This window comes from Pseudosporangium ferrugineum (assembly GCF_003002065.1).
GTDB classification, from domain to species: domain Bacteria; phylum Actinomycetota; class Actinomycetes; order Mycobacteriales; family Micromonosporaceae; genus Actinoplanes; species Actinoplanes ferrugineus_A.
Genome location: NZ_PVZG01000030.1, coordinates 24727 through 38501 on the forward strand (window position 1 = coordinate 24727; position 13775 = coordinate 38501).

General features: G+C 69.3%; 11 protein-coding genes. 3 read left to right on the forward strand and 8 right to left on the reverse strand.

Annotation, left to right across the window (positions count from 1 at the left end):
- Positions 1 to 18: 18 nt before the first annotated feature.
- Positions 19 to 873, forward strand: coding sequence for an aldo/keto reductase (locus CLV70_RS35305; protein ID WP_211304013.1), 855 nt, complete (start codon positions 19 to 21; stop codon positions 871 to 873).
- Between the two features lie 56 nt (positions 874 to 929).
- Complete coding sequence (locus CLV70_RS35310; RefSeq protein ID WP_211304014.1) at positions 930 to 1175, forward strand: NAD-dependent epimerase/dehydratase family protein; 246 nt, start codon at positions 930 to 932, stop codon at positions 1173 to 1175.
- A 179-nt stretch (positions 1176 to 1354) separates the two neighbouring features.
- On the opposite strand, the gene CLV70_RS35315 is transcribed toward CLV70_RS35310, so the two are convergent.
- Both CLV70_RS35315 and CLV70_RS35320 read right to left on the reverse strand, forming a co-directional pair.
- The gene (locus CLV70_RS35315) at positions 1355 to 2617 is read right to left on the reverse strand and encodes a sensor histidine kinase (RefSeq protein WP_158277908.1); all 1263 of its coding nucleotides are present in this window, start codon (positions 2615 to 2617) and stop codon (positions 1355 to 1357) included.
- 13 nt (positions 2618 to 2630) lie between these two features.
- A complete protein-coding gene (locus CLV70_RS35320; RefSeq protein WP_342750443.1) occupies positions 2631 to 3164 on the reverse strand; it encodes a response regulator transcription factor in 534 nt (177 codons plus the stop codon).
- Positions 3165 to 3433: 269 nt separating this feature from the next.
- Between CLV70_RS35320 and CLV70_RS35325 the strand changes: the two genes are divergently transcribed.
- On the forward strand, positions 3434 to 3853 hold the full coding sequence (locus CLV70_RS35325) for a hypothetical protein (protein WP_146164285.1): 420 nt from the start codon (positions 3434 to 3436) through the stop codon (positions 3851 to 3853).
- Between the two features lie 293 nt (positions 3854 to 4146).
- Here CLV70_RS35325 and CLV70_RS35330 read toward each other — a convergent pair whose 3' ends face one another.
- The 6 genes from CLV70_RS35330 to CLV70_RS35355 all read right to left on the reverse strand — a co-directional run bounded on the left by CLV70_RS35330 (position 4147) and on the right by CLV70_RS35355 (position 13667).
- A complete protein-coding gene (locus CLV70_RS35330) occupies positions 4147 to 5514 on the reverse strand; it encodes a family 16 glycosylhydrolase (protein ID WP_146164286.1) in 1368 nt (455 codons plus the stop codon).
- Positions 5515 to 5658: 144 nt separating this feature from the next.
- Entirely contained in the window at positions 5659 to 6447 is a 789-nt protein-coding gene (locus tag CLV70_RS35335) for an FHA domain-containing protein (protein ID WP_106130978.1), read from the reverse strand.
- Between the two features lie 73 nt (positions 6448 to 6520).
- Positions 6521 to 8296, reverse strand: a complete 1776-nt coding sequence (locus tag CLV70_RS35340; RefSeq protein ID WP_158277909.1) for a serine/threonine-protein kinase — start codon at positions 8294 to 8296, stop codon at positions 6521 to 6523.
- Between the two features lie 299 nt (positions 8297 to 8595).
- Entirely contained in the window at positions 8596 to 11610 is a 3015-nt protein-coding gene (locus CLV70_RS35345; RefSeq protein ID WP_106130980.1) for an EAL domain-containing protein, read from the reverse strand.
- Positions 11611 to 11700: 90 nt separating this feature from the next.
- The gene (locus CLV70_RS35350) at positions 11701 to 12405 is read right to left on the reverse strand and encodes a response regulator (RefSeq protein WP_106130981.1); all 705 of its coding nucleotides are present in this window, start codon (positions 12403 to 12405) and stop codon (positions 11701 to 11703) included.
- Positions 12402 to 13667: a sensor histidine kinase gene (locus tag CLV70_RS35355; RefSeq protein WP_106130982.1), complete on the reverse strand. Its 1266-nt coding sequence runs from the start codon at positions 13665 to 13667 to the stop codon at positions 12402 to 12404. The genes CLV70_RS35350 and CLV70_RS35355 overlap by 4 nt, the downstream gene beginning before the upstream one ends.
- Positions 13668 to 13775: the final 108 nt, after the last annotated feature.

The following is a 13775-nucleotide window of genomic DNA, read 5'->3' on the forward strand; positions in this document are numbered from 1 at the left end:
GCACGAGGAAACACGATCATGAGCAAGATCCCCACCGTCACGTTGAACAACGGCGTCGAGATGCCTCTGCTCGGCTTCGGCGTCTTTCAGATTCCGCCGGCGGACACCGAGCGAGCCGTCCTCGAAGCGCTCGAGGCCGGCTACCGCTCGATCGACACCGCGGCGGCCTATCAGAACGAAGAAGCCGTGGGGCGTGCGATCACCGCCAGCGGCATTCCGCGCGACGAGCTGTTCATCACGACGAAGCTCTGGATCCAGGACGCCGGTGACAAACCCGCCCAGCGCGCATTCGAAGCGTCGCTGCGCAGGCTCGGCCTCGACCAGCTGGACCTGTGCCTGATCCACGCGCCGTACGGCGACTACTACGGCACCTGGCGCGCGCTGGAATCCGCCTGTCACGGGGGCGCGGTCCGCGCTATCGGCGTCTCCAACTTTCATCCCGACCGGCTCACCGACCTCATCGCGCACCACGAGATCGTCCCGGCCGTCGACCAGGTCGAGATGCACCCGTACTACCAGCGCACCGCCGACGAGCAGGCCATGCACAAGCGCACCGTGCAGATCGAAGCCTGGGGTCCGCTGGCGCAGGGGCAGCACGGCCTGCTCCGGGACCCGGTGCTCACCGAACTGGCCCGCGCGCACGACAGGTCCCCCGCTCAGATCGTGCTCCGCTGGCTGATGCAACGTCGGGTGCCGGCGGTCGTGAAGTCCACCCAGCCGCAGCGCATCCGCGAGAATCTCGCCGTCCTCGACTTCGAGCTCACCGACGCCGACATGGCGCGTATCGCGGCCCTCGACGGCAGGACCGGACCGGCCTACGACACCCGCGATGCCGACACCGTCGACTCCATCAACACCATGAAGGTCACCTGATCACAGGCAGCCCGTGGCCACCCCTCGACAGGGCCGGCGCCCAACAAGGAGACCGCATGCGCGTCATCGTCTTCGGCGCCACCGGCATGGTGGGCCAGGGAGTTCTGGAAGCCTGCCTGCGCGACGACACCGTCACCGAGGTCCTGGTCATCGGCCGCTCACCGACCGGCCGCACCCACCCGAAACTGCGCGAGATCCAGCGCACCGACTTCACCGACTTCACCGGACTCCGGGACCAGCTGACCGGGTACGACGCCTGCGCAACGGTGCTGCGCCCCGGGTCCTGGAGCCCGGCGACATGAACGACGTGGCCGGCGCATGAGCTGCTCCCGCCATCCGGCGGGAGAGCCGCCCGCATTCCCGCCCGGATCAGCTCCTGCCAGATCAAGCTCGACCGGTCGATGTCCTCACCGGACGATCCTTGTTCCGCCGCTGCTTTCCGAAAGCTACTCGGCCAGGACGCCACCGACCGACCGCCCGGCTACGGCTCGTACGTGGGCAGGTGCACCACGAGGCGGGCGCCGTGCTCGCCCGGGGCCGGCGACTCGGCGACGAGGCTGCCGCCGTGGGCGAGGGCGATGTCGTGGGCGATCGCGAGGCCGAGTCCGGTCCCGCTGTCGGCCTGGCCGGGCGTACGCGCGTCGGTCAGGCGGGTGAAGCGGTCGAAGACTCGGCGTCGGTCCGCCTCCGGTATGCCGGGTCCGTCGTCGGTGACCTCGATGGTCACCCAGCCGGGCTCCCCGGTCGAGCGGACCCGCACGGTGGATCGGGCGTGCCGTGCGGCGTTCGTGATGAGGTTGGCGAGCAGCCGGGACAGGGCCCCACGACTGCCGTACACCTCGGCGCCGGGTGCGGTGTCCTCGACGATGAGCTGCCGGCCCGCCGAGAGCTCCGGGCTCACATGCCGGGTCAGGTCCGCCTGTCGCATCAGGTCCGAGACAACGATTCGCTCCCGGCCCGGCGACGGTCCGGAATCCAGCCGGGCCAGCATCAGAAGGTCTTCGACGATGTTCTTCAGGTTCTCCGCGTCCCGCAGGGACTCGCGGGCGATGTCCGGCCAGTCGGTGCCGCCGGGTCGCGAGACCGCGAGTTCCAGACGCATCAGCAGCGTGGTGAGGGGTGCGCGCAGCTCGTGAGACGCGTCGGCGGTGAAGGTACGAAGACGCTCGACGGCCCGCTGGAGTTGATGCAGCGTACGGTTCATGGTGTTCGCCAGCCGGGAGACCTCGTCGCCGGTTCGTGGATCGGGGACCCGCCGATGCAGGTCGTGTGAGGTGATCTCGGCGAACTCGGCGCGGATCGCCTCGACCGGGCGCAGGGCCCGGCCCATCGCGAACCAGGTGAGACCGGCCATCGCCAGCAGGATGATCCCGATACCGGGCACCAGCAGCCACGTCATGGTGGTCAGCGCGGCCTCGGCGGAGCGCAGATCGGGCGCGGACGTCACGAAGTACGGGCCGGTGGCGGTTCGCACCACGGCCATCGACAGGACCGTCGCCTCGGACGGGGGTGGTGCGGTCGTGCTGACCATCACGCCGGGGCAGCCGATGAGCGGTCCGGTCGGCGCACCCTCCTGGGTGATCTGCGCTGCGACGATCTCTACCTGTTCGCCGGCGACCCTGCTGGCACCGTCGTACAGGCTGTGCTGCACCACGCTGACGAGGGCGGTGACGCACAGCCCCAGAACCGCGACGGTGACCGACGTGACGACGGCGGTTGCCCGGCCCCGCACAGTGCGTGGCAACCACCACCGGTGGTCAGCCACCGTCGGCCCGGAGCCGGTAGCCGGCGCCGCGGACCGTCTCGATGCCGGACCGTCCGAACGGTTTGTCGATCTTCCGGCGCAGCGCACTGACATGCACCTCCACGACATTCAGGTCAAGGTCGTACACGTCGTCCCAGACCACGCCGGCGATCTCGCTCTTGCTGACCGGCTGATCGGCCCGCTCCGCCAGGAGCGCCAGGACGGCGAACTGCCGCCCGGTCAGAGTCACCTCCTGGTACGCCCGTCGGCACCGCCGCGTCGCGAGATCGACTTCCAAGTCACCGAAGTGTCGTACGGCCCGCTGGGCCGGCCGGGTGCGCCGGACCAGGGCACGGAGCCGCGCCATCAGGACGACGAAGGAGAAGGGCTTCGTGACGTAGTCGTCACTGCCGGTCTCCAGCGCTTCCGCCTGGTCGAACTCGCCGTCCTTGGCGGTCAGCATCAGGATCGGAGTCAGGTCACCGACCGCCCTCAGGTGTCCGCACACCTGAAAGCCGTTCATGCCGGGCATCATGACGTCGAGCACGATCACGTCGTACGAGCTCGCGGACGCCGTCCAGGCCGTCGTGTGCCACGTCGACCGCGCAGCCCTCCGAGCGCAAACCCTGACAGAGCAGCCTCACCAGCCGTCTGTCGTCGTCGATCAAGAGCACGCGCATGCCGCAAGGATGTCGTGCGACCCGGCGAAACGCGAGACACCTGAAGGCGGTCTTCAGGATCTTCAGCGGGACGTCAGCGGCCGTGCTCCACGTTGGTGGCGTTCTGCTGGATCCGCTACACAGACAGGGGAAGTTCATGAGACTCTCTGCGCGCCGCCCGAGTTCGAAGGGCCGCAAGGCGCTGCTCCTGAGCAGCATCTCGATCGCCGTGCTGGGCACCGGTGGCGGGGCTTACGCGTACGCCTCGACCGGGTCCGGCCCGAGCCGGATGGACTGCTCCCAGGCGGCGTCCGGCTCGGGCGAGGAGTTCACCGTGTCCCGGGGCGAGGTGGCGCTGGTGCGCGGCGACGCAACGGTGCGGATCCCGGCCGGCCAGCCGGGGTCCGTGGGCGTGGGCGAGACGTTGGAGGTTCGCCAGGGCGAGGCCGTGCTGATGCTCAACAACGTGGCGTGGCGGATCGAGGCGGGCGGCACGCTTCAGGTACGCCAGGGCGACATCGTTGCGACCTACAAGGACGGGAAGCAGCTGACGACACTTCGGTGCCACCGGGGCTGATCGTCGTAGCGGTTCGGCTACCGGTGCGAGCCGCCATTACGGTTCGACGTTGGACAGTCCGAGGTCGTGCCCGTCCAGGCCGCCGGTGCGGTGGGTGCCCGCGTCGAAACGGCTGACGCATGCCGGGCAACTGGTCCGGCGACACGGGCGGGCGCCGGCCGGCGCCCGCCCGCGGTGCGATCGCTACTGGGTGTACTGGTAGCGCTGATCGCCGTTGCAGGGGAAGACTCGGAAGCCGAATTGGCCCGAGAATTCCAGGCACTCATGAATTTCCTTCTGGATGAACATCGCGTTCACAGGTCCCAGCCCTTGATCCAATCGACTTCCTGCAACGCGGAATTGCCGGAGCCGGATCCCTGATCGTCCTGCTGAATGGTGACGTGGCCGGCCGGCATCCGGGTGAGGGTGCCCATGGCGGGAATGGTGTACCACAACCGGCCGTCGATCCACCCTTTCAGGCTGGTGGCGGTCCACTCGAAGGCCACGTGGTGCCACTGGGTCGACCCGACGCAGCTCGCCGAGTTCTGCGGGAGAACCTCTTGGCGCCGGGGGTCACCCGGATAGTGCATGAAGCCGCCGTAGCAGTTGCCGCCCGCGGTCTGCTCCATCCAGTCGTACTCGCCGTCATTCCATTCATCGGATTCCGGCCAGATGATGAACAGGCTCTTCCAGCCCGCTCCGGACGTCCTGACGCGCGCCTCCCAGCGTCCGTGGGTCTGGTCGCGATCGTGCGACATGCCACACGTTCTCCGGTCCGGCAACGAGACCAGCTTCAACGTTCCGCCGGAAACCTGGCACTGGCTCGGCTGGCGATTGCCGTGCTGGCTTCCCGGGTCGGTGTAGAGATTCCATTGCGAACCGACCGCGGTGCCGTTGAAGTCGTCCTGCCAGACCGGCGTACCCCAGCCCTGGGTTTCCTGTGCGGTGCCGCCGGGTGGCGGAGCCGTTCCGCCGGGGGTGGCGGTGGCGGTGAATCCGCGGGTGCTCCCCGCCGGGGTGACCGTGAAGGTGTATTGCTGTCCGGTGATCAGGGAGTTGAACGTCCACGTCCGGACCGCGCCGGAAACGGTGGTGGACCACGGGCCCGAGCCACGGTTGTCGAAGCCGTCCCGCCCCACGGTCCAGGACGCGGGCTGGGGGCTCAGCGTGCTCGTCCAGTCGACCTTGACCTGGTTCTCGTTCAGCACGGTGGCCGTGACCGTCACTCCGGACGGCGGATTCGGGTCGCCGGGGGTGGCGGTGGCGGTCGATCCGTCGGTGCTCCCGGCCGGGGTGACCGTGAAGGTGTATTGCTGTCCGGTGATCAGGGAGTTGAACGTCCACGTCCGGACGGAGCCGGAAACAGACGTGGACCACGGACCTGAGCCCAGGGTGTCGAAGCCGTCCCGCCCCACGGTCCAGGAGCCGGGCGATGGGTTCAGAGTGGTCGTCCAGTCGACTCTGACCTGGTGGTCGTTCAGCACGGTGGCCGTGACTGCCACGTCGGCCACCATCTTCGGAACCGGACTGCCCGCCGCCGCGCCCGTGAGCGACGCCAACGCCAACAATGCCGCGCTGAAAATCGCCGATACAGGTCGCGATCGCATACGACTCGCGCTCATATGCGCCTCCTTCTCTTGCCGTGAATGCGATTCCTTCTCCGGGATACGACCATTTCGCATCTTCCCGGGAAGGGTCCCGGAGCACAGGCGCTACCGTGGTGCGGATTTCTCTGCATCCGCCGCACCAGGGCCTGCATCACCTGCCGAGTGCAGTTCCGCTCCAGCAAGAAGTGCGGTGCTATGAACCCCGGGACCGTGGAGGTTTCAGCCGTCGTGGTCGAGGATGCGCAGGTCCGGTGGCACGAGGGTGGTGCTCTCCATCAGTTCGCGGATGAGGTTGTGGTTGAGCGTGTTCCCGATGGGCTCACCGACCTCTTCACGGGTCAGGCCGGGGACACCGTTTCCGCGCAGCCGGTTGCGCACCTCGGCGACGACGCGTTCGACCTTCTTGTGGTTCCAGTCCTCGGCGGGCCGGATCTCGTTGAGGTGTGCCGCTACCTGACGCCAGGACAGCGGGATGGGGTGCACCTCGTGCAGGAGGTACCGCTGGGCGAGCACGACGACCACACGCTTCTCCACCGAGGTCAGGTGCCACGTGCGCGGCGGGTGGGTCGGTGCGTGGTGGTCGGCCGGTGGCCGGTTGCCGTTCCTGGGTTGCACGTGCACTTCGAGCAGGTGCAGTCGTTCGTGGGATCCGCGTACGAACAGCGGGGTGTACCCCGTCCGTAGCGGGATCGGCTCGTCCTGCCTGAACAACAGGCGGGATTCGGGAAGCCGCAGAGGAAGGCGACCCCGCGTGCTGATCCACCACCGGTCACCGCGGCAGGTGAGCGCCCCGTGCTCCCTGCTGATGCGCAGGTCGTCCTCGCCGAGGCAGACGTGCACTTCCGGCCGGCTCCGCCCGAAGAGGACGGTCCGCCCCTCCCTGGGCCCGACGGTGATGCCTCCGGTCGCCGCCAGCACGTGCAGCATGCCCGGTGCGACGCCGGCGGGGACTCCGAGGGCGAGGCTGTGGTGGTTCGCCGGGAGCTCGTTCGGTCGTTCGTCGGGCATGTTCGCCTCCTGGCACCTCAGGATGAGCAGCGCGCCCGTCAGCCTGTCCGGGATTCGCGGGAGGGTTCCCGCGTCATCGTGGTGGGAAGAAGGCGGTGGCCAGCTGAGTGGCGAGTAGGCACCGCTCATCCGGCGACAGGGCCCTGCCGACGACAGTGGCTTCCAGCACCTCGTCCTTGTCGAAGCCGTATGCGTCCACGTAGGTGAAGTTGTGCGCCTCGACCTCGCACTTGTCGTTGCCCGGCGCGTCTCCGGGATAGGAGATCACGGAGTACCGGCCGTCGATCGTCACCTTCGTCGCGCCGGACGTGACCAACGGCCTCGCCCGGGTGAAGCGCAGCTGGTAGACGATACCGTCATCAGTAGCGGTCCAGGTGCACTTCCAGCGGCCGAAGCCGACCTCCGGGTTTTCCCGGTAGATCCCGGGCCGATCGGGGAACGACGGCGAGTCCTTGGCTCTGCAGGCGTCCGTCCTGCTGAAGGAGTCCGGCCGCAAGGTCGGGTTGCCGGGCCGGCGCTCCGGAATCGGTCCCTTGGTGATCACCGCCTCCGCACTCCCGACGGCGACGTCGGCCATGGCGCACGCGTCGGCGTCGATCAGGTCAGCCCGGGTCACCGTGATCCTGATCTCGTACCGGTCGGGTAGCAGCAGTCGGCGCCCGCAGGATCCCTCACCCACCGGCTCGTCCACGAGCCGGTACCACCCCTTGTCCTCTGCCTGCACGGGCGTTTGCTCACCGGGAGCACTGTCGATCAACGCCAGGAGGTTCGCCTCCTTCCGGTCCTTCTTGACGATGACGTTGCACTGATTGAACCCGGAGTCGTCCGAGACCAGGTTGGGGTCGCCGAACGGCTCCAGAGCCGCGTCCCGGATCAGCGCGCACGGATCGGCGGTGCGCAGGTCGGCACCGAGCACCGGCCCCGCCGGTGTCCTGGTCCCATCGAAGAACCTGATGCCGCCCGCCGCCGCCGCGACCGCGGCCAGCGCTCCGGCAGTGACGAGAAGCGCGCGGCGCCTGGCCGACCGCGGATGGTGCGCGCTCCGGGTGGTCCGCACGCCGGCGATGTCTGCGAGGATCTCCTGCGCCTCAGCCGCGGTGGGACGTTGCCCCGCGTCGACCCGCAGCATCCGTTCCAGTACCGGCGTGAGCGGTCCGCTCCGGCGCGGTGCGGCGATGGCGCCGTTGGCGGCCCGTCGAAGGCGCAGCCGTATGTCGTCGGCCGTCGACCCCACCGGTGACTCGCCTTCCACCACGGCGAACAGCGTGGATGCCAGCGAGAACACGTCGGACGCCGCCGTGGGTGCGGCGCCGTTGGCCACCTCCGGCGCCACGTATCCCGGTGAGCCGGTGAGCAGACCAGGGCAGGTCACGGTCGTATCTCCCGCGCCGTCGCTGGAGATGCCGAAGTCGGCGAGCTTCACCTCGTCGTCGGAGATCATGAGGACGTTACCGGGCTTGATGTCGCGGTGCAGGATTCCCTTCGCGTGCACTGTCGCGAGCGCGTCGGCGATCTGCGCGCCCAGCTTCGCCGCCTGTCGAGGCGTGACGACGTCCAACTCGGCCATGCTGCGCGCCGGCACATACTCCATGACCAGCCAGCACTCGCCATGGTCTTCCAGCACGTCGTAGATCGTCACGACGTGCCGGTGGTTCAACCGGGCGAGCAGCTTCGCCTCACGCTCCAACTGCTGCAACCGCTGCGGGTTTCCGTCCCCGGCCAGGGCTCGCTTCAGCGCGACCTCTCTGCCCAGGCGTTCGTCGGTGGCTCGCCACACGACGCCGTCGCCCCCGGAGCCGATCCTCTCTTCCAACCGGTACCTGTCGGCGACAACCCGCCCCGTCTGCACGATTCGCTCTCCCGTGATCGCATCGATGCCGGTCGGACGAGCGCGATGAGCTCCACGGCAGTGGTGCGCCCCGGTCGGCGTGGCTCGCCAACTCTCATGTGTACCGAACGCCATGGATCTGTCAAGAAGACGCTTTCAGCGCAAAGACGATAGCCCGCCCGAATGCGACCACAAGCTCGCTACGCCGCCGTAGTCAATCGCGGGCCGGTGGCGTTGCTCCGGCGGATCGCCCGCGAAGGCCTTCACGAATTCGCCGGCCGCAACCCGCACCGGCCGGAATGTCCGGCGAGGGCGCTCGCTCAGACGGTCCGCGGGCCCCACGGCTCCCGGGCCGCCGACATGTTCAGATCGCCGGCGGGCGCGGGGCGGGAGAAGAGGTAGCCCTGTGCGTGAGTGCACCCCAGCTGGCGGACCAGGTCCAGGTCCTCGGTCGTCTCCACGCCCTCGGCGATCACTCGCAGGCCGAGGTTGAGGCCCATGGTGACGATCGTGCGCACGAGTTCGCGGCTGCGGGAGCTGGTGCTCAGGCGTGAGACGAAGGAGCGATCGATCTTGAGGGCGTCGAACGGCAGATCGTGCAGCGACTCCAGCGAGGAGTAGCCGGTGCCGAAGTCGTCGATGTGCACCTCGATGTCCATCTTGCACAGACCGGTCAGCATCTCGGTGGCTTTCCGGGCGTCGTGCATGATGACGCCTTCGGTGATCTCCAGGGCCAGGCAGGCGGGGTCGAGCTGTTCGGCGTCCAGGCAGTCGAGGACGTCCTCGATCAGCCTCCCGCCCCAGAACTGCCGGTTCGACACGTTGACGCTCACCCGCAGCCGTGGCAGGTCCGGGTCCCGGCTCCATATCGCGGCCTGCCGGCAGGCCTCGCGCAGCACCCAGCGGCCGATCACCGCGCTGAGGTCGCTCTCGTCGGCGATCGGCAGGAACACCGGCGGAAGGAGGAGCCCGCGGGTCGGATGCCGCCACCGGAGCAGCGCTTCCGCCCCGGTGAGCCGATCGGTCGCGAGGTCGATGATCGGCTGGTAGAAGAGCTCCAGTTCGTTGCGCTCCACGGCTTGGCGCAGCTCGGTGCCGGTGCGCAACCGTTCCAGCGCCGACGTGTGCATCGAGGGGGTGAACAGCGCATAGGCCCGCTTGCCGCCGGTCTTGGCGTGATACATCGCGGTGTCGGCGTCGCGCATGACCGCGTAGGTGTCGGTGTACTCGTCGGTGCCGAGGGCGATTCCGATGCTCGCGGTGACGGTGACGTCCGTGCTGTCCAGCCGGTACGGCGCGGAGACCGCGCCCTGCAGACGCTCGGCGAGAATGACCGGCGCCTCGGGGTTGGTGAAGTCCTCGACCAGCACGGCGAACTCGTCGCCACCGAGGCGGGCGGCGACCTCGTTGGTGCGTACCTCGTGGGAGAGCCGGCGCGCGATCTCCTGCAGCAGCCGGTCGCCGGCCTCGTGGCCGAGGCTGTCGTTGACCACCTTGAACCCGTCCAGATCGAGCAGCAGCACGGCGTAGCCCAGATCGGGCCGGCGGCGCCCGCGGGCCATCGCCAGCGTCAAGCGGTCGCGGAAGTGGCTGCGATTGGGCAGCCCGGTGAGATCGTCGTAGAGGGCTGCCCGGCGCAGCACCTCCTCCTGGGCGCGCAGAGCCTGCAGGACCGCATCGTGCTCCAGCGCGACGCTCAGCAGCGCCGCCCACTGGTTCATCGTCTCCCGGCCCTCGGCGAGGCCTGCCTGGACCGGTCCGACCAGGGCGAGCATGCCCCAGTCGCCCTCACCGACCTTGAGGTGGGCGACGTAGACCATCTCGTCGGCCGAGGTGTCGGCGAGCTCGATCACCTCGGCCGGCGGGAAGCTCTCGATCTCGACCAGCCCGCCACCGGCGACCGCGGCCCCGGCGGCACGGTCGTAGGTGGTGACGACATCGAGCACGTCCGTACGTCGTTCCGGCCCGTTCGGCCACAGGCCCAGGCAGCCGCTCCGGATGTCGGTGGCGCGTAACCAGTCCAGCGAGCGCGGGTCGCGTTCCTGGCTGCGCAACAGCTGCATGCTCACCGAGTACTGGGTGCCGAGAGCGGACATCGTGGACCGGCCGTGCTCGGCCTGGAACGCGGACTGGGCCTGGGCGAGCACGACGAAGACCTGATGAATGAGGGCCTCGACCCGAAACTGGGCCTCCCGGCCCGACCCGCCCGCGGCCAGCATGGCCCAGGCATGGTCCCGGATCAGCCGCATCACCGCGACGGTCACCTCGAAGTCGTCGAGGCGCTCGGCGATGGGCAGCAGCAGCCGGCGGAGCTCGGTGCCGACCGGGGTACGCGACCCCGCCACCGCGTCCGCCACCACGGCACTGAGTCTCGAGACAGCCTGCTCGAACTGCGCAGTTCCGGAGCCAGGTGGCAGTGCCGCACGAAGCTCGGCAAGCAGCCGGCCCGATTCACCCAGCGTGTCGAGGCTGCCCGAGGCCAGAGCCAGCGGACCCGGGCAGCCGCATGACTCACGCAACACCAGCGTGGTGGGGATCAGGAGCCAGCCGTCCGGGACGGGCTCGCCGTTGAGCTTCTGCAGAAGCAGCCCGGCGGCGCGGCCACCGATCTGATCGAGTGGTTGCCGGTTGGTGGTCAGGCTGGGAATCCTCGACGCGCAGCCGATCTGGTCGTCGAAACCGATCACCGCCTGGTCCGCGGGCAGTTCGCACCCCGCCTCGACGAGCGTCCGGATCAGCCCGAACGCGTTCTGGTCGTTGGCGGTCACCACCGCGGTCGAGGGCAGCCCGGCCGCCAGCATCGCGCGTGCGGCCCGCTCGCCGCCGGTCTCCTGCATGTTGCCGGTCTCGAACAGCATCGGCCGGCCACCGATCTCGGCCAGCGCGTCCTGGTAGGCCGCGTACCGCTGGCGTACGTCGATCTGGTCGAGGCAGCCGGCGAACGCGATACGCTCGTGCCCGTGGCCGATCAGATGCCGCACGGATTCGGTGAACCCGGACCTGTTGTCGGCCACGACCGCCGGGCAGATCACCCCGTCGAACTGATGGCTGATCGCGACGACCGGCCTGCCGCTGGCCTGAGCCTCGCGCAGGTACTGCGGGTTCGCCCCGTTGAGCAGCGTGACGAAGCCGTCGATGTGCTCCCAGGCGACCCGATGGCGGTACGTGACCGCGTCCGAGAAGTCGAGCTCGAACGTGCCGGCGTCGAGCGTCTGCACCGCGATGATCCGGCCACCCACGGACGCGACGGCGCCGCGGATCCCGTCGAGCAGCCCGCCGTAATACGGACCACCGAAGGACGTCGCGAGGACACCCACCACCGGCCCGTTGATCACCCGCTCCAGGATAGGGACATTTAGTGGTAATTTCAGCGAAACCGGCGTCGCCCTGGGAGAACAGGCCGACAGCCGGTTCCTTCGGTCGGCTCATCGCCGGTTCAGCTGTCCGGGGGCACTCGGTGGCGGAGCCGGGCCCCGGAGGCCGGCTTGATAGGCGATGACGACCAGTTGCGCGCGGTCGCGGGCGTCGAGCTTCGCCATGGCGTGGTTGACGTGGGTCTTGACCGTGAACGGGCTGAGGGTCAGATGGTCCGCGATCTCCGTGTTGGACATCCCGGTGGCCACCAGTGCGACGACCTCGCGTTCCCGTTCGGTGAGACCGTCGAGGAGCTGCGGGGCAGCTGCGGGATGGCGGTCGTCCGTGGCGAGGTAACGGGCGATGAGCCCTTGCGTGGCGGCGGGTGACAGCAGGGCCTCACCGCGGGCGACGGTCCGGATCGCTTCGATCAGGGCCTCCGGACGCACGTTCTTGCCGAGAAATCCGCTGGCGCCGGCGCGGAGCGCTTCGAAGACGTACTCGTCGACTTCGAAGGTGGTCAGGATCAGCACCTTCACACCGGCGAGGTCCGGATCGGCGGTGATCCGGCGAGTGGCGGCGAGGCCGTCGAGCTCGGGCATGCGGATGTCCATCAGGACGACGTCGGCGCGGGCCGCACGGGCTTTTCGTACGGCCTGGGCGCCGGTGGCCGCTTCGCCGACCACCGTCAGATCGGGGGCGTTCTCGACCATCAGTCGCAGGCCGGCGCGGACGATGTCCTGGTCGTCGGCGAGCAGCACGCGTACGGCGGTCATATCGTGGCCCCCGCGAGAGTGGGCAGTTCGGCGGTCACCCGGAAGCCGCCTTCGGGGCGAGGGCTGGCCGAGAGCCGTCCGCCCAGCGCGGCGGCCCGCTCGCGCATGCCGATGATGCCGTGTCCCACCGTTGCTCCCGTTGCCGGCTGTCCGGGGGCGGTCGCCGACGGTCCGTCGTCCTCGACCGTCAGCGCGAGAGCACCCGGCCGGAAGTCGAGCCGGACCGACGCGGATGTGCCCGCGGCGTGTTTGGCGGTGTTGGTGAGGGACTCCTGGATGAGCCGGTAGGCGGTGAGGTCCACGGCGTCGGGCAGAGGTCGCGCGGAACCGGTGACGTCGCAGTTGACCCGTAGGCCGGTGGCGGTGAAGGAGGCGATCAGCTCGTCGAGCCGGCTGAGCCGTCCGGCTGGTGCGATGGGCTCGTGATCGCCGGGCTGGCGCAACAGGCCGACGGTGAGTTTCAGCTCGGCGAGCGCGGCTTCGCTGGCGTCCTGGATGTGTTCCAGAGACTGGCGCGCCCGGGTGACATCGTGCCTGTCCAGCAGGAGCGTCATGGCGCCGGCTTGCACGCTGATGATCGCCACCTGATGGCCCACCGCGTCGTGCAGCTCGCGTGCGATGCGGAGCCGTTCCGCCTGTACGCGCTGGCGGGCCTCCTCCTCACGGCCTCGTTCCGCACGGCGGGCCCGATCCTCCAACATGGCCCGCCCCAACCGGTTGGCGCGGATGGCCTGCCCGAGCGCGGCGCTCGCCACGACCCAGGGCAGGACCTCGACGTCCTGCAGATCGACCCGCTCGTACGCGGTGGCCACCACGCTGCCGGCCGCCAGCGACACGACGCTCACCGCGATCGTCACGACAGTCACAGCGACCTTCTCGCTGCGCAGGGAGAACAGGAACATCGCCACGATCAGGGCGCTGCGGGCGGGTGAGTCGGGCACCGCGGACGGCATCGCCGCGATCACGCCTGCGGTCGCGATGGCGGGGATGAGCCAGGCCGGCCAGCGCAGGGCGGGAATGACGACGAAGCTGGCAGCGACCACGACGGCGGTGACGATGGCCGTCGGCGTGAACGCGGACCGGTCCGGCTTCAGGGCGACCATGGCGGTGAGGAGCAGCAGGACGCCGGCTCCGGTTACGCGGGTGGCTGCGGGATGGGCGGTGCTGAGCCGGCGCAGCCGGTCGGCCAGGCGTACCGGGTAGGCGATCGCACGGTGTCTGCCGGCCGCGGCAAGGCCGCCGGCCAGCTCATCAGCTCCCACACGGTGACAGTAATCAGCGCTTGGCCGCGCCGACAAACGATCTACCGCGAGCGCGGTAGGAAACGCCGCGCGGGCACCCGCGAGCGGAGTAGGAGCGGCCCGGAGCCG

Coding starts and splice junctions, on each gene's coding strand:
- CLV70_RS35310 (WP_211304014.1), top strand. CDS start 930: ATGCGCGTCATCGTCTTCGGCGCCACCGGCATGGTGGGCCAGGGAGTT.
- CLV70_RS35325 (WP_146164285.1), top strand. CDS start 3,434: ATGAGACTCTCTGCGCGCCGCCCGAGTTCGAAGGGCCGCAAGGCGCTG.
- CLV70_RS35335 (WP_106130978.1), bottom strand. CDS start 6,447: ATGCCCGACGAACGACCGAACGAGCTCCCGGCGAACCACCACAGCCTC.
- CLV70_RS35330 (WP_146164286.1), bottom strand. CDS start 5,514: ATGCGAAATGGTCGTATCCCGGAGAAGGAATCGCATTCACGGCAAGAG.
- CLV70_RS35305 (WP_211304013.1), top strand. CDS start 19: ATGAGCAAGATCCCCACCGTCACGTTGAACAACGGCGTCGAGATGCCT.
- CLV70_RS35350 (WP_106130981.1), bottom strand. CDS start 12,405: ATGACCGCCGTACGCGTGCTGCTCGCCGACGACCAGGACATCGTCCGC.